This is a genomic window from Sporosarcina sp. Marseille-Q4943 (genome assembly GCF_943736995.1).
Lineage (GTDB): Bacteria > Bacillota > Bacilli > Bacillales_A > Planococcaceae > Sporosarcina.
The window spans coordinates 1-17,356 of the sequence record NZ_OX031157.1 but is presented as its reverse complement, the minus strand read 5'-3'; the positions used below and the strand labels follow the sequence as shown (position 1 = coordinate 17,356).

At 42.8% G+C, this 17,356-nt stretch carries 21 protein-coding genes; 5 read left to right on the top strand and 16 right to left on the bottom strand.

What is annotated here, in order from left to right; all coding sequences use genetic code 11:
• Positions 1–150: 150 nt before the first annotated feature.
• The 14 genes from NIT04_RS08800 to NIT04_RS08735 form a co-directional block, all read right to left on the bottom strand.
• On the bottom strand, positions 151–723 hold the full coding sequence (locus NIT04_RS08800; RefSeq protein WP_252503248.1) for a hypothetical protein: 573 nt from the start codon (positions 721–723) through the stop codon (positions 151–153).
• A complete protein-coding gene (locus NIT04_RS08795; protein ID WP_252503247.1) occupies positions 720–887 on the bottom strand; it encodes a hypothetical protein in 168 nt (55 codons plus the stop codon). Before NIT04_RS08795 ends, NIT04_RS08800 begins: the two co-directional genes overlap by 4 nt.
• Positions 884–1,825 (bottom strand): DnaD domain-containing protein, encoded by a 942-nt coding sequence (locus NIT04_RS08790; protein WP_252503246.1) that lies wholly within the window; start codon positions 1,823–1,825, stop codon positions 884–886. The genes NIT04_RS08795 and NIT04_RS08790 overlap by 4 nt, the downstream gene beginning before the upstream one ends.
• Positions 1,826–1,851: 26 nt before the next feature.
• Positions 1,852–2,550 carry an MBL fold metallo-hydrolase gene (locus NIT04_RS08785; protein ID WP_252503245.1) on the bottom strand — a complete coding sequence of 233 codons (699 nt, stop codon included), beginning with the start codon at positions 2,548–2,550 and terminating at the stop codon, positions 1,852–1,854.
• Positions 2,550–3,431 (bottom strand): recombinase RecT, encoded by an 882-nt coding sequence (locus NIT04_RS08780; RefSeq protein WP_252503244.1) that lies wholly within the window; start codon positions 3,429–3,431, stop codon positions 2,550–2,552. The genes NIT04_RS08785 and NIT04_RS08780 overlap by 1 nt, the downstream gene beginning before the upstream one ends.
• Before the next feature lie 20 nt (positions 3,432–3,451).
• Positions 3,452–3,718, bottom strand: a complete 267-nt coding sequence (locus tag NIT04_RS08775; RefSeq protein WP_252503243.1) for a hypothetical protein — start codon at positions 3,716–3,718, stop codon at positions 3,452–3,454.
• A complete protein-coding gene (locus tag NIT04_RS08770; RefSeq protein WP_252503242.1) occupies positions 3,719–5,698 on the bottom strand; it encodes an ATP-binding protein in 1,980 nt (659 codons plus the stop codon).
• Between the two features lie 93 nt (positions 5,699–5,791).
• Positions 5,792–6,109: a hypothetical protein gene (locus NIT04_RS08765; RefSeq protein WP_252503241.1), complete on the bottom strand. Its 318-nt coding sequence runs from the start codon at positions 6,107–6,109 to the stop codon at positions 5,792–5,794.
• Between the two features lie 40 nt (positions 6,110–6,149).
• Positions 6,150–6,335 (bottom strand): hypothetical protein, encoded by a 186-nt coding sequence (locus NIT04_RS08760; protein WP_252503240.1) that lies wholly within the window; start codon positions 6,333–6,335, stop codon positions 6,150–6,152.
• Positions 6,332–6,490, bottom strand: a complete 159-nt coding sequence (locus NIT04_RS08755) for a hypothetical protein (protein ID WP_252503239.1) — start codon at positions 6,488–6,490, stop codon at positions 6,332–6,334. Before NIT04_RS08755 ends, NIT04_RS08760 begins: the two co-directional genes overlap by 4 nt.
• A gap of 280 nt (positions 6,491–6,770) precedes the next feature.
• Positions 6,771–7,049, bottom strand: a complete 279-nt coding sequence (locus tag NIT04_RS08750; protein ID WP_252503238.1) for a hypothetical protein — start codon at positions 7,047–7,049, stop codon at positions 6,771–6,773.
• Positions 7,046–7,330 (bottom strand): helix-turn-helix transcriptional regulator, encoded by a 285-nt coding sequence (locus tag NIT04_RS08745; RefSeq protein WP_252503237.1) that lies wholly within the window; start codon positions 7,328–7,330, stop codon positions 7,046–7,048. The genes NIT04_RS08750 and NIT04_RS08745 overlap by 4 nt, the downstream gene beginning before the upstream one ends.
• Positions 7,331–7,469: 139 nt before the next feature.
• Entirely contained in the window at positions 7,470–7,763 is a 294-nt protein-coding gene (locus tag NIT04_RS08740) for a DNA-binding protein (RefSeq protein ID WP_252503236.1), read from the bottom strand.
• A 241-nt stretch (positions 7,764–8,004) separates the two neighbouring features.
• Complete coding sequence (locus NIT04_RS08735; RefSeq protein ID WP_252503235.1) at positions 8,005–8,238, bottom strand: helix-turn-helix transcriptional regulator; 234 nt, start codon at positions 8,236–8,238, stop codon at positions 8,005–8,007.
• A gap of 163 nt (positions 8,239–8,401) precedes the next feature.
• On the opposite strand from NIT04_RS08735, the gene NIT04_RS08730 reads away from it, so the two are divergent.
• The 4 genes from NIT04_RS08730 to NIT04_RS08715 all read left to right on the top strand — a co-directional run bounded on the left by NIT04_RS08730 (position 8,402) and on the right by NIT04_RS08715 (position 11,856).
• Positions 8,402–8,809: a helix-turn-helix domain-containing protein gene (locus tag NIT04_RS08730; RefSeq protein WP_252503234.1), complete on the top strand. Its 408-nt coding sequence runs from the start codon at positions 8,402–8,404 to the stop codon at positions 8,807–8,809.
• 87 nt (positions 8,810–8,896) lie between these two features.
• Positions 8,897–9,991 carry an O-antigen ligase family protein gene (locus NIT04_RS08725; protein ID WP_252503233.1) on the top strand — a complete coding sequence of 365 codons (1,095 nt, stop codon included), beginning with the start codon at positions 8,897–8,899 and terminating at the stop codon, positions 9,989–9,991.
• Between the two features lie 26 nt (positions 9,992–10,017).
• A complete protein-coding gene (locus NIT04_RS08720) occupies positions 10,018–10,593 on the top strand; it encodes an ImmA/IrrE family metallo-endopeptidase (RefSeq protein ID WP_252503232.1) in 576 nt (191 codons plus the stop codon).
• Between the two features lie 96 nt (positions 10,594–10,689).
• Positions 10,690–11,856 carry a tyrosine-type recombinase/integrase gene (locus NIT04_RS08715; protein ID WP_252503231.1) on the top strand — a complete coding sequence of 389 codons (1,167 nt, stop codon included), beginning with the start codon at positions 10,690–10,692 and terminating at the stop codon, positions 11,854–11,856.
• A gap of 265 nt (positions 11,857–12,121) precedes the next feature.
• On the opposite strand, the gene NIT04_RS08710 is transcribed toward NIT04_RS08715, so the two are convergent.
• Positions 12,122–13,255: a conserved virulence factor C family protein gene (locus NIT04_RS08710; protein ID WP_252503230.1), complete on the bottom strand. Its 1,134-nt coding sequence runs from the start codon at positions 13,253–13,255 to the stop codon at positions 12,122–12,124.
• A 17-nt stretch (positions 13,256–13,272) separates the two neighbouring features.
• Positions 13,273–15,159, bottom strand: a complete 1,887-nt coding sequence (locus NIT04_RS08705; protein ID WP_252503229.1) for an ABC-F family ATP-binding cassette domain-containing protein — start codon at positions 15,157–15,159, stop codon at positions 13,273–13,275.
• 352 nt (positions 15,160–15,511) lie between these two features.
• On the opposite strand from NIT04_RS08705, the gene NIT04_RS08700 reads away from it, so the two are divergent.
• On the top strand, positions 15,512–17,005 hold the full coding sequence (locus tag NIT04_RS08700; protein ID WP_252503228.1) for a peptide MFS transporter: 1,494 nt from the start codon (positions 15,512–15,514) through the stop codon (positions 17,003–17,005).
• The last annotated feature ends 351 nt before the right edge of the window (positions 17,006–17,356 follow it).

Sequence of the window (17,356 nt, the reverse complement as noted above, 5' to 3'; positions counted from 1 at the left end):
CAGGTATTTGAACCGGTCCGCTATATCCTGGAGTAATCATTGCGTGGATACACGGCTCACAGATTTCGTGATCTTCCAATGGCTCACTATTTTTGCATCGTTTGCACTTTGACACATAATGAGTTTCGTAAATGTAAAAGCTTTCGGTCATTACTCCACCTCCGCGATTTGGACTTTATCCCAATCGAACGTTTCCAAGATTTTAAGAAGCCTTTCGACTTTGGGCGCTCTCCACGCTGTCATTGCATACGTATGGGCTTTTTTGCTGTAGTGATAGTGATTTAATTCCAAATGCCTTTCTGCTTCATTTTTGGTGAGGAACATCGTGTTGTAACGAATAAATTCCTCTTCCGTCATCGGGCATTCGTCGAAGTAACCGTCATCGTTCATGCAATCGATAACAAACTCCCACAAGTCATCAAAAGTTGTATTTTCTCCGTCCAACAACCTTTTCAAGTCGTTGATCTCTTCAGAATCCAAGTATTCATAAATGTCATCCAAATAGTATTCAGTTATGAACTCTTTCAAATCTTCGACAGTAGTAAATTCCGAATGGTCACCGTCGTTGTGAAAATAAGATATAGTGCAGCTGTCGTATTCCTCATTGCCTGGAACCATTCTGTAGTCTTTAATAGCCCAAAATCTAGGCGCTGCTTGATAATCCATATCTTGTGTATTTAATTCCTCCTGAAGTTCTTTCAGGAATTTGATTTCGTCCCTCATTGCGCCACCGCCCGAGCCGTCGCAAGCAATGTCAGTAGCGTGTAATAGCTTTCTTTCTCCAATGGCTCACCTTTCAAAGTTTCATAGATTCCAATCCGATTGAGGTTATCAATCAGGATCTGTCTCTCCGTTTCTCTTGATGGAGCTGCGTATATTTTTTTCATGCATTTTGCCTCCTACTTATATCTTCAAGTTTCTTTTTCAACTCTCTCCGTTTGGCGTCGCTAATTTCAGGATCTTCTTTTTGCTCAGCTGGCTGTTTATCCTGTTGCTGCTGATTTAACCACTCCGGCACCCTTTCAACTTTTGCACCAGTCCTGACATAAGGTCGTGCCTGCTTACGTTGCTTGTCCAATCCGTTACGTTCATGAGATTCAATTTGTTCAACAGTTGTCAACTTGTGACTGGACCACTCTTTCAGCAAGTACTCAACAAAGCCGAAATTTTTCTTGTTGCGATCGGCAGCTATCTTGATTGCCAAATAGATAATTTCAGTTTGTTGGTTGAAATCATCGAACCACATTCCCAACGACTCTCTTTGCATTGGTGATAGCATGCACAAATTGGCTTCGAAGATTTGAATGACTTCGCCGAATCCTTGATCAAGTGCAAGCGCAGTAGTAGAGGTAGTAGTAATATTTAATTCTTTAATTCTTAAATTCTTTAATTCTTGTTCTTGTCCCAGGTTCGTCCCATCATCGTCCCGACTTCGTCCCAAGTTCGTCTCGTCAACCGTCCCGCTATCGGATTCCGCATTGTCGTCAAAGCCTTGGTATTCATCGTATTTAGTGATGGTGAACATCGTCCCGCTAACCGTTTCGTTAACTGAGACCATCCCTGCATCAACTAACTTCTTAACTTTCCTCTCAACGGTGCTTTTTGATACCTTTTTAAAGCCTCTTCCTTCTGTATATTCCAAGTCCTCAGCTAACTTCGAATAGGAACGGAGGTACTGCCCTCGATTCACTTCAATGCCCCTCGTCTTTACTCCATCCTTATGAGAGGCCCTTAGTAACAACAAGGTGAAGAGCCGAAATGCGGTCACATCTTGCCAAATCTCGTTGTCTAATATCTTTCTGTGTAACTTTATCCAGCCACTCAATTTTGTACCTCCTTCCTATCGATGAATCAGGGAACGTATACTAGTTTCCCTGTAGCTGATTGAACCTCTTGCTTAAACATTCCTTCGTCCGAATTACTATCCGACAGATGCAGCAGGTGGATCTCCTGCACCTTCGACAGATCGTTTGCCTTTAGAAAGTCCAGCACATTCTCCAGTGAGAAATGGCTACCGATAATCCTGTTCGCTAAAAACTGCGGGACTCGTCCACTCTCAACATTTTCATCAAGTATTTTCCTAGAATAGTTACACTCGATCATGAGGTGGCTCAACCCTTTGAATTTGTATTTCACGTAGTAAGTATCAGTTGCGAAAAGTAGTTTGCTCCCATTGTCACTTTGGATTAGAAAACCGTGATTCTCCACATCGTGCTGAACGTCAAACGGTAGAATGGTAAACGTTCCGATTCTAAACTGCTTCTTGTTTTCATACAGCCTAATTCGGTTGTGTGATATGCCTATTTCGCTCGCTGTGGCTCCAGACATATAAACGTCCAGCGAAGCATCCAACGCGCTAGAAACACCCTTGCAGTGATCCTTGTGGCTGTGAGAAATTAAAATTCCTGCAACGGATGATGTTCGAAAGTTCAACTTGCGCCGAATATCTTTGAATCGGATACCGCACTCGAGTAGAAGTTGAGTGCGGTCATCATCGATCAGATAACAGTTGCCTGTGCTTCCTGTTGCAAGCGTTTCAATACGGATCATTAGAAACCAGGTCCTTCATTCGCATTAATAACCACCGGTTCAGGTTGAATGTTTTCCTTCCTAGGCTGTTCCACTGGTGCTTCCAATACCGGTTTGTCGGGTTGAATATCAAGTTCTTCGGTATTGGCTTTCTCACGGATTTCATGTTCCGGATTCACTTCTTTGCGTGGTCGATCTTCATATTCGTTTTCAGTGGAATTATTAATGGCTTGTACTAGCAAATCACTGTCGTCACTTGTGTTGATAAAAGCCTTTGCCGCACGGTTGATTACCGTTCTTTTTGCCATTTCCTGCGGAAACTTGTTGTGTACCGCTTGTTTCGTTTTGGACTGTCCCCATGAAACTTCAATCTCTTTTCGTGTCATGACAGTCAATATTTCTTCATCATCTGTCGTCTGAACGACTGCATAAGCACCGATGATGTCCTTATCTCGGTTTTCGAATGACGTTTTATGACTGACTAATTTCTCGCGTCCGCGATCATTTTCGTATTGAAATTCATCATCTTTGTAAATCACATTCGCCCATATGTCTTTGACATTGGTAAGGCGCTTTAACACTGCCTGAGTACCAAAGTAAGAGCGAAGCAGTTGGCATTGTCCACCGTAATTCACGAAGTAGCACTGTGTCTTTGCTGGACTTAATCCTTGTGTCACCATATCGAGCAATGCGTTGGCTACAGACTCTTTAGAGCAAACCTGCAACAGGTTACCCGAAGGGCTATTTGATAGAGCGAAGAACGCACTCTTCAAGGCGTTACTATGGTTGTAATTAGGGGGTAACGTCAGCCCCTCACTCTGTAATCTATCGATGTTTTTACTGACTGCATCCGTAATATCTTTTTGGATGATGGCTAACTGATTTTGGTTTTGAGTTGTCATTTATTTTTCCCCTCCTATATTTAGTCGCAATAACTTCTATTACAATGCGGGCATCCTGTTACTAATCGTTCTCCGGCTTCCTCAACTGAGATACCTGTTTTCACTTTAAAATCTTTTTCATTTGCAGGAACCTTCCGTCCGTGCTCATAGTTCCAGAAATACAATTCATAGATATTCGTATTGCAACTCCAACAGGTCCCAAAAGTTGGTGGGAAGCTTGGGCTTCCCGTTCTCTCTTGGTATTCTTTCTGCGCTTTTACCGCTTCGCTTACGTCAAATTTCGTCATTTAAGCCACATCGCTTTCTTTGTCAGTTTGAGATTCAATGCGCAGCTGCTTGTCCGGCTCGGATACAACCAAACTGATCAGCTGTGAATCGGTATCGATTAACCGCGTGACAGCCTCGGCGTTGTCCACAAAGATTGGTGCTCTAATGCCAAAGTGCTCAGTAAGCGTGTTGATGATGTCGATTCCGACGTTGATTCGTGCCGCATTATTAAGACCGGAACTATAAGGCACCCCTTCAAATGTCGTTTCGCAGACTTCCTGTAGGCCACCGTTGATTTGCGTATCGAATAGCTTGAAGCGTGCAAACTTGAATTTGCTGTTGATCCGTTCTTCGAGCAGCTCGACTTTGCTACGAATGAATTCTTCTGTAAGGAAGAGCTCTCTTTCCAGCTGTTCAAATTCGGTCGCAAGCTCCTTCTGTTGTTCTTCCAGCTCAACTATCCGCTTTTGGGATGTCTCTGCATGGACTTGCTGGGCAATTTGTGCGTTGAGTTCAGAACGTTTGGACCGTAACTCTGCGTTTTGTTGTTCGATGTCAGCAACGGCTTCCTGTGCATTCTCCTGGAGCTTTTTAATTTCGGTCTTAATCAATTCCTGCTCCTGCAACTTGGCTAGGTATTTCGAATCTTGCCTCGCATCTTTCACTGCTTCTCGCAGGGCATTTAATTTGTCTGTTAATCCAGCGATAACATTTTCTTTCGCTTCTATATCCGACTGAAAAGAGGATACTTTCACTTTCAATTCTTCGATATTCTCTAGAGTTTTTGCCTTGTCTTCCGCGATTGATTTCCCTGTGTTGGAAATGTTTTCGAGCTTAGTGGCTTTCGCTAGATTAAAGGCCGACAATGCTTTTTCTTTCGCCGCTTCCAGTTCTTCCGCTGGTAATGCCTGTCCGCATGTTGGGCACTCACATTCTTGGTTGTGTTCGAAATGTTTTTGATCTTCATTCGCCCATTGCTCTCGAAGCTTTACAAGCTTTTCATCAAACCCAACAATGTCTTTTTCTTTGATTTTAAGTTGGAATTCCGCATCATCTTTCCTTCGTTGGATAATCGCAAGATTCGATTGCTCTTCTTGGATTTTTGTTTGTACACGGAAACCTTCTTCTACCGATTCGGATTCCAGGTTGCGCTTGATGCTTTCGAGATCCATTTCAGTTTGTTTCAACTTCTGCTGGCGATCGACGATAACTGCACCGTTTCGGATGTTATTGATCAGCGTTGCGTTTTCATCCATCTTCTCCTCAATCTCTGCAACTCCGTTGACAAGCAGCTTTGCATCGACTGCCGTTTCGGGCATGGAGTTCTCGACTTCCGAAATCCGAACCGGAATACGATCCAGCTCCTTATTGATTTCCGCTCGACGGGATGCGATTACTTTCCGATGATCCTCGATGGCTCGTCCTTTCAGGATGGCTGGCAAGTCTCTCAAATCACTGTTGAACGCCAGGACATCTTCGAATTCCACATCACCGCACACTTCCAAGAGTGTTTTCCGACGGTCCTGCCATTTCAGACTTTCATTAAAAAACAATGGATTGGTGAGGAGCTTGAATACTTCCTCCTTAACGATGGAGCCAACTTTCTCCTCGTATTCTTTCTTTTGCACCGGCACCCCATCGATGTAATGTTTTGTCTCATGACCAGTGAATTCAGCGAGTGGAGCGCCGCGTTTCTTGGTCCATTTTTCTTTGTAGACCTTTCGGAGTTCTGTGCTGTGTCCGCCAATGGAGAAAGTTGCTTCGACTTCATGCTCAAGGTTATTGATTTCCTTACCTGCTTCCAGTGTCTTGATTGCGAAGTCTGCCCGGTTGTTACTATCTTTCGAGAACAGAACCCATAAAAATGCATCCATTAGGGTTGTTTTTCCGGTACCGTTATCTCCATAGACATCCAAGTCATTTCCATCTGCTTTTAAATCGAAATTTTTGATTCCTTTGAAGTTACGGAGCTTTAAATTGACCAATTTAATTTCCTTCACTGTGTTCCCTCCTTGTTTTTAAAGGGGTTCTGCGATAAAATAACCGTAAGAATGTATTTCAGAACTCCGAATCCGCTGCTACCAACAGCGGGTTTATTTTTGTTTAGATTCTCTGAGGATCTTTTCTAATCGTGAATAAATCATTTCATCTACCTTGGCATAAGCGTCCTTCAATCCTTCTTTATATCCGGCTTCGAGTTCGTCATCATCTCGATCTCGCCTGACACTGACTGATACATCCAGGACTTCTTTGGCTAGTGCAATTAACTCTTCAGCTACGATTATTTTTGAATGTACCATCTTGTTTGCTCCTTTCTTTTTCGACCTCAGCAACAGTAATTTCGTGGTGGCAGCCTGCACATCGTTGTGGGTAACCGAAGTCGTCACCCATGTACTCGCCACACCCTTCACAGAAAACGCCCTCCAACATCATTTCCGCGTATTCACCCACTTAGATCGCCTCCTCGTACTGAATCATTTCAGCCGACTTACGCACCGAGTAAACGCTAATCGTGTTTCCGTACTGCTCAACAAACTTTGTGACAGCCGCCAGTACATCATCCTCTTCTGTGTGTACAAAGTATGGAGGGTCCTCATGCATCGAACGGATTTCCCACTGATATAAATACTTCGTCATTCTTCTTCACCTCCAATATTTTCAATGAAGAATTCCAGTTCACTGAGGATTCCCATTACAAGCGCAGGGTTGTCAATTGCCTTTTGTTCAGTCTTAATATTTTGATGAAGCTCCCTTGCTTGGATAATCAATTTTTCTACCCGTCTTGCTTTCATTCAGGCCTCCTCCTTTCCTTCATTCGCTCAAGGACCATGAAATACATGACGACATAAGGTGCCGCGATCACAATGAGCTGAAACTTTTCTGCCAGAGTTAACACTGACATCATCCTTTCTGATGGAAACCCATCAAGAAACCCGGGAACTTGCCGTGGGGTAGATTGATTGGAGGAATGGAATGTAATAGCCTCCCCGCTCCCGGACTTCTTGACGGGAGCCATTTGCTCCCGGTATAATGGAAATACAGAATTCGAGATCTCCGATTGACGTAGCCGCGTCAGTCGGTTTTTTTATGTTCAAATTTAATGATTTCTGCATGAACACCAGCTGCGCGCAGTTTGTTCATCAAGAAGCCAAAATCCTTTTCCTTCTGCTTTGCATACTTTTTCTTTCGGATGGCCCACACTTGCTCGAGTAAGTTCAATGCCCTTAATGTCGCTTCATCGATTGAATCCATCCATAAACAGCGCTCAATGTTTTCCAACTGATGTAGTGCCATTCCCTTTAGTTCAATAACATCCTCGATGTCCTCTGACTTGTAATCCTCTGCCCTCACATAAACCCTCCTAATCTAATAAAGCCGATAACTCCACTGCCCATGGTTGCTAGTATTGTAGATAAGATAGATACACCTTCCATTCCAGCGATAAAGGCTACTAGCACATCCTGCGACCCAGTGACCATCGCCCACTTCTGAAACAGCGACATTGGTGGTTCTTTGACGTTGTTTTCGTACTTTGAAATATCCGACTGGTTAATGTGCAATTGGTGTGCCATTTCTTCCTGGTTCCAACCCTTCCTTTCGCGACATGCTCTTAAAATTGAACCGTATAACATTCCCCTCACCCCCTTATTCCAAACTGGAATACTCTATCTGTTAAGGGTGTTGTATTCTTTAGATGTAGACCTCCAAAACCTCCGCGACAACAACCACTTTCAAAAACCTTTCACCTTGCCGGGGTTCTTCCCCGGCCCTCTACCCCACCTTGTAGAAGCCGGTGTTATCCTCCACCCACCTCGTATGCCGATCAATCCATTGAAATAGCTTGTCGGTCGGAATCAACACTCCCGCTTCCCTCATGACTGGAAAGTCCGGTCTAGCCATCAGCTCTGCCGCTTTCGTTGGACCGATGTGCAGCAGCTCCATCAGCTCTGTACGTGTTAAGAGAGGTGGCAAAGTATTCGTCTGTAACTTTTCGCTCATCACTCCCCTGACTTCTTCCCTGATTATTTGACGCAGTGCTTCTACATCAAATGATGTGTTTATCATCGCTCTCTCCCCTATTGTTCCTATTTTTCAAAACAATTCCGACTATTTAATTTCCGAATTGCCCATTGTCAAGCCTGTCTGGATACCATTCTTCCTTTGCTTTCACCCACACCCATCGACAAGTTCCCGACGTCTTGGCGTTACCTATTGGCGCGGCTCCTTGTCGCAACTGACAGTTCTTGGCCTGCTCCGCTCGTTCGGATGCTTGTCGACGGGTGTGAGGATCTCAATTGTTCACCTCCTACCCAACTCCCTTTTGCAACTTATAGTTGCCTATGCTTTCAAAAAAAATTTGCCAGTCAAGATCCATTACCCGACCTATTTTTTTTGCAACCTCCACAGACGGTCTTCGTTCTCCGTTCTCAATCATGCCGTAGAATTGTCTTGAAATACTAACCTCATCAGCGATTTGTTGGTGTGAATAACCAAGCTCTGTTCTTCTACCAATCAACACTTTCTTTAGGTCGTTATCCATCTTTGCACCTCCATTCTCGCAACCTTTAGTTGCTGTTAATTACATAATAAACGAAACTAATGGTTGCGTCAAGAGTTTTATGCAACTTTTTGTTGCAATTCGTTCACGCAACAATTTGTTGCTGTATAATATATGTAATTACTTGACTTAGGAAGGTGAAACAATGTTTTCGGAGAGTTTAAAAGCACTACGAAAGAAGAAAAAGATGTCCCAACAAGAAATGGCGGATTTTTTAGGCATTACGCGACAGGGGTATGCGAAGTACGAAAGCGGCGAAAGCGAACCTTCCTTTGCAACACTTGAAAAGATAGCATTATTCTTTGGAGTTACAACTGATGATTTATTAGGTTTCGAAAACACCATTAACGTTGCAGGTAAAGATATATCGTTAACCGATTATGAACTAAAACTATTCAACGAGCTGAAAAAACATCCAATCATGCTACACGATCTGGCTACTGACCCGGAAAAGAAAGTTAAGGAGCTGATTAAACTTTATGAGATGAAGAAAATGTTCTTTGAAAATGATGAAGATGATTCCAGTGACGATTTCGGGGATCTAGAGGATTAAAAATATCACGGCTTTGTGCCGTGAATATTTTTCCCTTGGAACTGGGTATATTATCACGAACCTATTATACTACAGGAGGTGTAATTTTTGTTAAGTGTTTTGTCTTTCCTACTATTAACTGCAGCAGCTGTGATGATTATTGTATTTTTAATTTTATGGATTGTAAATGCGTTAATGAAGAATCCATATTCAAAGAAAAAGTATGGATTGTACATCGCATCGTCTTTTGTCGTGATGATCATTTCGGCAATTATTGGAGTTAACACCAGCGAACCTTCATCCATAAGTGAAAGAGGCTCCGAGATTACGGGCTTAAAAACTTCAGCGCAGAAGAATGAACCCCCCGGAAAATCCAATGACGAGAAGAAAGAAGTAGCCAAGATGGAAGAGGAAAGTAAAAAAACTGCTAAACTGGCTGCTATTGAATTAGAAAAAGCAAAGCTGGAAGAAGAGCAAAAGAAAAAGGAAGCCGAAGCAAAAGAATTATTGAACGTAAAAGGAACAATTACAGCCAAGGCTGAGAAAAACTCTATTAGCGTGACCATAAGTACCAATGTTCCGGACGGTGGTCTGTTTGAAATAATGGTTTTAGATGGAAACTTCAATTTCAAAACTGGGTTTGCCAAAGCGAAAGATGGAGTAGTTACAAGTAACTTCAATATACCTTCCGAATGGAATCCTGCTCACTTTGCTGTAAGCGCAATGTTTAGGTTTAACTTAGACGAGCACCCGCAACCAGACGACATTAAAAAGATCTATGGAGATACTGGCCAAAAGATGACAGGCCAATTTGCAGTTGAAAATCATCTGGGTGGCAAAAACGCTAATTTGGAAACTGTCACAGTAGCTTATCCAAGCGAACAGGCTGTAAAAGATTATACCAATTCAATGTTTGATCAAGCCGTTGCTGAAATGTTGGAATTGGGAGATGGAGTTATCCTTGATGTAAGACCAAGGGTGAATGAAAACTGGGAGCTTGTTGATGTTGTAGTTAGTGATTCCTGGTACTATTCTGCCGATTACGAGAAAGAACGTTTTGCCGAAAGTATTGGAGCTGTAGTCGAACAGCTGATTACAAACTCGGGTAAATATGATGGAACCCCGCTGGTCTACTTTGTAGACAGCTACGGTAAAGATGTTGCTACTCCGAAAACATTTGGAGGTTGGAAGATTGTTAAATAGATAGTATTAAGTAAGGCTGTGATCAAATGCAACTAAGACAAATACATACAGACTATTGGGAGGAACGGGCTGATAAGGTCCTCTCCCACTTCCATTATGAATTTCCGGATGAAATTAATATATTCGATATCTGCCGGAGATATGGAATTCGTGTACTCCCCATGGACACCCCATTCATCAACGGAGAAGTTGCGTCTATTGAAAGTGTTAAGGCTTTTTCCGTTCCGAAGGATAGAGCAAGACGTGGGACCATCTTTGTAAAGGAGGGGTTGGACGATGTTGAAAAAAAGCTTCTCGTGACAGAGGAGTTCTGCCACCTCTACGCGCACCACACCCCTCAATTGAGCGTGGATCAATACGTATTGGCTAAGAACGAGCACCAGGCGAAAAGAATGTCTGCTTACCTCTTGATGCCACAGCATTTTATTAATAAAGTGTATGATGCAGCCATTGACGAAGCGGTCTTGATCAGCGACATCGCCGACTATTTTTTAGTGACTGAGGAATTTGCACAATATCGGCTTGAACTGATTTTCAATTATAAAGTTGATGCCTTCACCTCGCTACGTGGGAGGTTAGGGACTTTGGAGTGGTTTGAATAGAATTGGTTTACTTATTGCAATACAAGTAGTGCTTTGCCCAGAACGGGCTTTTATTAACACAACAAAAAGAACATACGTACGTAAGGAGGTATTCAAATGCACTGCAGAGAAGTAGTAAAGGGGAAAAAATGGGTTTGTGTAGCCGATGGCCCACGCGATCCGGCTACAGGAAAAAGGAGACAGATTTCGAGAACGGCCAAAGGCAAAAGAGAAGCCATGAAGAAAGTCGAGGACGCAATTGCGGAATTGGAGTATTCGTATGATTATCATCAACGAATCACTTTTGAGGAATACGCAAATGAGTGGTATCAACAATATTTGCGCAGAGGACGGAAAGAGACCACGAACATCACTAGAAAGTATGCGATTGACACCATGAACCGTTATATAAAAGCATTGCAAATGAAAAATATCACACCGAAAATGTATCAAGCAATTCTGAATGACCTTTTCGATACAGGTAGGTCACACAGTACAATAAAGATGATCCATGCGACTGCTCGAATGATTTTTGGTAAAGCGCACGAAGATAAAGTGATTAAAGTGAATCCCACTTCTACCGCTTTTATACCCCAAAAGAAGCTTACGGTTGAAGAGATAGAAAACGAAGATGTGGAAAGCATGTATCTGGAACCCGAGGAGCTTGGCATGTTTTTGAGGGAGACGGATAGATATAAGAATTATGTATATGTAGCTCTTCTCTATTTAATCGCCTTTACGGGGATGCGCCCTGGCGAAGCCGTAGCACTAAGGGAGAAGGATGCCCTATTTGACTCATCGCAGATCAATATCACAAAAACACTGTTCAATGAAAAGAGGCGTAAGGGAGCGCACAGCACAACCCCACCCAAAACTTTGACAAGTGTTCGGGTTGTCGATGTCGATGAAAAGATTATGGACATGCTGCAGGAATTGATCCATTATAAAGAAAGAATGAAGTTCAAAAGCAGTGAATACCTATTTTCGACCGAGGATGGAAATCCACCCACGGTCGACTTGGTACGACAAGTTGTTCAACGGATTGGCGAAAAGACGGAAATCAAAAAACATTTGTATACGTATATACTCCGCCACACGCATATCAGCATGTTAGCTGAAGCAGGAGTCGGCCTGCCGGAAATCATGAAGCGTGTCGGACATAAAAATGAATCGACCACCACGCAGATCTATTTACATGTCACTAAGAAAATGCGTGAATCGACCATGTCGAAAATGAACAATCTTTTTGGTGATTTGATGCATTCGGAGAGAAACCTAGAATAATTGTTAGCGAAATGTTAGTTTTTTTACCAAAGCTAACATTTCACCCCTCGCAAACATTGATGCTATGCGGTTCTAGTCAGAATAGAACGCTTATACTCATCATAAGCGTTCATAATCCATTCCCCTTTCGACAATTCAATTCATTACTATCAGCATCATTCTACAATGAATAAATAGCGATTTCATGTTTTCGATATTACATAAACAAAAAAGAGAGAAACTGGTTTACATAATATTATTATAAGAGTTATTTTAGTAATACTAATTAATCGCCGGAATTGCTATGGATTTCTGTCATCTGCTTCCAGATGGATCCTTTCGCCTCTTCCCCTTCAGTAATCCTTGCAATGGCCATCCTCACTTGCAACTTCACTTCGAATTCCGTGTCGTTTTCGGCTTCATGCAAAGCAGGTAGTGCTTCTTCGGTCCCCGATTCATAAAGGAACATGGCAGCGCGCCATCTGACGAGCTTATTCTTATCTTTCAACGCCTCGATGGCAGCATTCTCAAAACCGGCAAACCCTAAATCACTCATGCAATCGCCTGCCGTTCTGCGAACCGCCCAACTCTTATCTTTCAACGCTTTTTCTACAAAAGGGATGACAGACTCATCCTCGATCATGCCGAGGTAGACCGTTGCAAGACGGCGAATCGACATCTTTTCATCCTCCAATGCCCGATCAAGCAAAGGAAGATCCGAAACATCAGGATCCGGCATCTGATCGATCAGTTGGAAGCGTTTTTCCCATTCTGGCACGTCAAAATCAGTCAATGTGACTTTGCGCTTCCGTTCTTCCACATTGCTTTTACCCTGTTCCGATTGGCGAATAATTTCCTGCAACCGTTCTTCTGGATAGGCGGCTTCGACTTCCAGAACTACAGTTTCACCAATTTCCTGCTTGTCTCCATATCGGATGCCATAGTCAGCCCATTTCCGAAGGAGGATATAGTTTTCCACCTCAGTACTATGGACTTTTTCCATCGCCTCGCGAAAACGCTCACTCAGCCCAAATCTCAGTTCGGAATTACTATCGAAAACTTTCACTTGAAGAGGGATGTCCTTATACGTTTGGACGTGGACATACACTTCTCCATAATGATCGTCCGGTGTTTTTTCGGAATTTCTATCTACATGCACAGATTCATCATTGAAAATAGCTTGCACTTCTGCAAGAATATCTTCCCAAGCGATATTGCCTACTCGTTCGACCGCCATGAAATCCATGACATGGTAGATTCCTTTGACTCCTTTGATAGCAAGTATTTTCGATATAGGGTGAGGTGCTCCCTCTGCATCTTCTTTTTTATAGTTATGGCTGACACCCATAGGTAGTGTTTCGTCCAATATAATCTTCATTGAATTCGGACTTGGTGTCGGTTCTATCGTTACAATTTTCAATTCGAAAACTCCTCTCATTATGATTCGGATATTTCCTGCAAATATGCCCACCGCTCGAATAAACGCTCGTGTTCCGCATTCAATTCATCCAGTTCCTTCGTCAATTCACTCAAACGATCATAGTCCGATCCCGATGCGACCATTTGTGCTTCTGTCGATTCAATCTTCTCCTCTACATCGGCAATATTTGATTCAATGGACTCCCATTCTTTTTTCTCAGAGTAGGACATCCTTTTTTTAGTTGTCGCTTGCTCCGGCTTACGTTCGTCTTGGGAAGTTTTTATTGGTACGGCATCATTGTTTTTGGCGTTCTCCATTTCCAAATAATCCGAATAAATGCCGTAAAGGGTTTCGATATTTCCGGAGCCATCCAGCACCCATAGCTTTGTTGAAGTTCGATCAAGGAAAAAGCGATCATGCGAAATTGTCAACACAACTCCTGGAAAGGAATCAATAAATGTTTCAAGCACCGACAGTGTCTCGATATCGAGATCGTTCGTCGGTTCATCGAGCAACAGTACATTCGGCTGTTCCATGAGCAATTTCAACAAATATAGCCGTTTCCTTTCACCACCGGATAGCTTTCCGATCGGGGTACCATGGGAAGAAGAAGGAAACAGGAAACGTTCCAACATTTGAGTCGCCGATACCCGCATTCCGCTGCCATCTTCAATATCATTCGAAGTTTCCCTAATATATTCAATAATTCTCTTGCTTTCATCCATTTTTGGAAGATGTTGATGAAAATGAGCAATCTTTACGGTCGATCCCATTTCAATGAAACCGTTGTCCGGTTCGAGATCTTTCGCGAATAGTTTCATAAGCGTCGATTTTCCAGCTCCGTTCGGACCGACGATGGCTATACGGTCCCCCGATTGCAAAATACAACTGAAGCGATCGATGATTTTTTTCTCGCCATAAGCTTTTGAGATATCATACGCCTCAATCACTTTCTTGCCTAAACGAGATGTTTTCAATGATACGTCCATGTCAACAGCAGGCCCGTCTTTCTTCAAATTCTCCTGCAGTTCTTCAAAGCGGCCAATCCGCGCCTTCTGCTTCGTCGACCTGGCTTTTGCCCCGCGTCTGATCCACTTTAACTCAGTTCGGTACCGATTGCGCATTTTTGCATCTGTCGCTTCCGCCATTTCCTCCCTAAGTGCCTTCGATTCCAAATAATCGGCAAAATTTCCTGTATGTGTGTAAAGCTTACGGTCGGCTAATTCATAAATATGCGTAGATACTTCGTCGAGGAAGTACCGGTCATGGGTAATGAACATAACAGCGCCTTGCTCACCCTTCAAGTATTCTTGAAGCCAAGTGATCGACTCAACATCTAGATGGTTCGTCGGCTCGTCAAGAAGCAAAAGATCTGTTGGTTCAATGATCACTTTCGCTAAAGCCACACGTTTCTGTTGCCCTCCTGATAGCTCACCCATCTTTTTATCGAAAGCATCAATCCCCAATTTCGTTAGGACCATCCTCGCTTTTGTATTCAAGTCCCATGCCGATCTTGCGTCCATCTCGTTTTGCAAACGTGTAAAACGTTCTTGATTTTCAGATGAGGAAGAATCGTTGGCGAGTTGCGCAAGTGCATGCTCATATTCCAAATTCAATTTAATAATCGGTGCATCGGACATAAAGACTGTTTCCATTACAGTTTTGTCCGGGTCTAGTACAGGAGATTGAGGTAAATAAGAAATGCTATATTTATTCGGGTGCTCCTTCGTGATGGAGTCTGCATCCTCTGAACCGGCTATGATTGAAAGGAGCGTCGACTTGCCTGTTCCGTTTATCCCAATCAAGCCGACTTTTTCGCCATTCAAGATCGTGAAAGAAATATCACGGAACAATGTTTTCTCTCCGACGGTTTTTGTTAAGTTCTCAACTATCAATTGACTCATACCAACACATCCATTTCTACTAACTGCATATCTTCATGATAGCTCATTTTCAACTGTTTTTGTATGTTGACGTACTGCTTCAATGTGAATGGCACTTGAAAAATGAACATACAACGAATATACGTTTTCTTCGTAAAGTATCGGTTTCATGCCACGGCGAACGATAAAAAAGTCACGATTAGAATTACCTATTCGAAGATTTCAATATAAATATAATTTTAAAAATACATAAAGTGTCTGAAAACACTCTATTGTCGCGATAAAAACAAATTTTAACGAAGCCATTTTTATTTTGACAATATAATTAATTTGTCTATATAATAATGAAATACTAAAGGAGGCAACATTTCAAATGTCACAAATAACGAAAAAGCAAATAGTTGAAAGCGTTCCCCAAAAAGGATTCTTCGGACATCCAAAAGGCCTTTTTACATTGTTTTTTACAGAATTTTGGGAACGTTTTTCATATTACGGTATGAGGGCAATCCTTGTCTTCTACATGTATTATGAAGTGTCCAAGGGCGGACTTGGCATCAGTGAGACGACAGCGCTTTCCATTATGTCCATTTACGGTGCACTAGTATATATGTCCGGAATTATCGGGGGCTGGCTTGCAGACCGTATATTCGGAACGTCCAAGGCGGTATTCTATGGTGGAATATTAATCATGCTGGGCCATATTGTCCTTGCGTTGCCTGGAGGTGCGACAGCGCTCTTCATCTCGATGGGATTAATTGTTCTAGGAACTGGTCTATTGAAGCCGAACGTTTCAAGCATCGTCGGAGATATTTATGAAAGAGACGATATTCGCCGTGACTCCGGCTTTAGTATTTTCTACATGGGCATTAATATGGGGGGCTTCCTTGCACCTTTGATTGTAGGGACTGTGGGGATGAAATATAACTTCCACCTCGGTTTCGGTCTTGCTGCGGTCGGAATGTTCTTTGGGTTAGTTTTGTTCGTCTTAACTAAGAAAAAGAACTTGGGATTAGCAGGCACGCAAATCGCAAATCCGTTGCCGCCAGAAGAACGCAAACGTTTCTTCATAGCCACTCTAGCGGCTGTATTAGTTTTAGGGGCTCTTATATTCATTTCTATTCCTAGAGGTTGGCTCACGTTTGACTCGTTCATCGGTCTTGTAGGGATTCTCGGGTTCTTAATACCATTTTCTTATTTCGTACTCATGTATAGAAGCAAGAAGACGACATCTGACGAAAAATCAAGGATACTCGCGTACATTCCATTATTTTTAGCTTCTGTCATGTTTTGGGCCATTGCAGAACAAGGTTCAACCATTTTGGCACTCTATGCAGATAAACGAACAAATTTGGATATTTTAGGATTCCGCATTTCACCTGCTTGGTTCCAATCGTTAAATCCATTATTCATCATTGTTTTAGCACCTATATTTGCTTGGTTATGGATTAAAATGGGTAATCGCCAACCGACGATCCCTCAAAAATTCTCATTCGGTATCCTTTTTGCAGGGCTTTCTTTTATCGTTATTCTATTGCCTGCCTATTTCGGTGGAGCTGGTACACTTGTAAATCCACTTTGGCTTGTATTAAGTATCTTCATTGCAGTATTAGGTGAGCTGTGTCTTTCTCCAGTAGGTTTGTCGGCAACGACCAAATTGGCGCCAGCAGCCTTCTCTGCGCAGACGATGAGTTTGTGGTTCCTATCGAACGCCGCAGCTCAAGCACTAAATGCGCAGCTCGTGAAGTTTTATTCTGTCGAAACTGAAATGATGTATTTCGGTATTATCGGTGGCGTGGCGATCGCTTTAAGTTTAGTTCTTTTCGCCATCTCCCCTATCATCCTTAAATATATGAAGGGTGTACATTAATTTTATTTCGTTTATGAAGCAATACCGCTCGCGGTATTGCTTAGACTGTAGACAAATACCATGAATTTTGGTGTTTGCCTACAGTCTTTTTTCTTTTAAAATAGAGATTAGCTAGCAATGTTGATTTCCGCTGCGAGCGGACGCTTTCCGCGGGCACGGCTTCAGCCAATCGAACTGCGAAGGGTTCGATTTGTCTAATTTCTGCGGTTTGTGCAGAAATTAGACAGCACCCCTATGCTCGTAACGCTACGCTTTTACTCGCAAAAGCCGTTCTTCGTTACGGCTTTCGCTCAGTCCAGGGTCTTCAGCTCGTGCTGTTCCCGCAGGAGTCGCCGCTCTCCGCTCCAATCA

What these genes read in the sequence shown, in the direction of transcription:
- NIT04_RS08800 (WP_252503248.1), bottom strand. Translation starts at nt 723, where the DNA reads ATGAGGGACGAAATCAAATTCCTGAAAGAACTTCAGGAGGAATTAAAT.
- NIT04_RS08795 (WP_252503247.1), bottom strand. Translation starts at nt 887, where the DNA reads ATGAAAAAAATATACGCAGCTCCATCAAGAGAAACGGAGAGACAGATC.
- NIT04_RS08785 (WP_252503245.1), bottom strand. Translation starts at nt 2,550, where the DNA reads ATGATCCGTATTGAAACGCTTGCAACAGGAAGCACAGGCAACTGTTAT.
- NIT04_RS08780 (WP_252503244.1), bottom strand. Translation starts at nt 3,431, where the DNA reads ATGACAACTCAAAACCAAAATCAGTTAGCCATCATCCAAAAAGATATT.
- NIT04_RS08775 (WP_252503243.1), bottom strand. Translation starts at nt 3,718, where the DNA reads ATGACGAAATTTGACGTAAGCGAAGCGGTAAAAGCGCAGAAAGAATAC.
- NIT04_RS08760 (WP_252503240.1), bottom strand. Translation starts at nt 6,335, where the DNA reads ATGACGAAGTATTTATATCAGTGGGAAATCCGTTCGATGCATGAGGAC.
- NIT04_RS08755 (WP_252503239.1), bottom strand. Translation starts at nt 6,490, where the DNA reads ATGAAAGCAAGACGGGTAGAAAAATTGATTATCCAAGCAAGGGAGCTT.
- NIT04_RS08745 (WP_252503237.1), bottom strand. Translation starts at nt 7,330, where the DNA reads ATGTTATACGGTTCAATTTTAAGAGCATGTCGCGAAAGGAAGGGTTGG.
- NIT04_RS08740 (WP_252503236.1), bottom strand. Translation starts at nt 7,763, where the DNA reads ATGATAAACACATCATTTGATGTAGAAGCACTGCGTCAAATAATCAGG.
- NIT04_RS08735 (WP_252503235.1), bottom strand. Translation starts at nt 8,238, where the DNA reads ATGGATAACGACCTAAAGAAAGTGTTGATTGGTAGAAGAACAGAGCTT.
- NIT04_RS08730 (WP_252503234.1), top strand. Translation starts at nt 8,402, where the DNA reads ATGTTTTCGGAGAGTTTAAAAGCACTACGAAAGAAGAAAAAGATGTCC.
- NIT04_RS08720 (WP_252503232.1), top strand. Translation starts at nt 10,018, where the DNA reads ATGCAACTAAGACAAATACATACAGACTATTGGGAGGAACGGGCTGAT.
- NIT04_RS08715 (WP_252503231.1), top strand. Translation starts at nt 10,690, where the DNA reads ATGCACTGCAGAGAAGTAGTAAAGGGGAAAAAATGGGTTTGTGTAGCC.
- NIT04_RS08705 (WP_252503229.1), bottom strand. Translation starts at nt 15,159, where the DNA reads ATGAGTCAATTGATAGTTGAGAACTTAACAAAAACCGTCGGAGAGAAA.
- NIT04_RS08700 (WP_252503228.1), top strand. Translation starts at nt 15,512, where the DNA reads ATGTCACAAATAACGAAAAAGCAAATAGTTGAAAGCGTTCCCCAAAAA.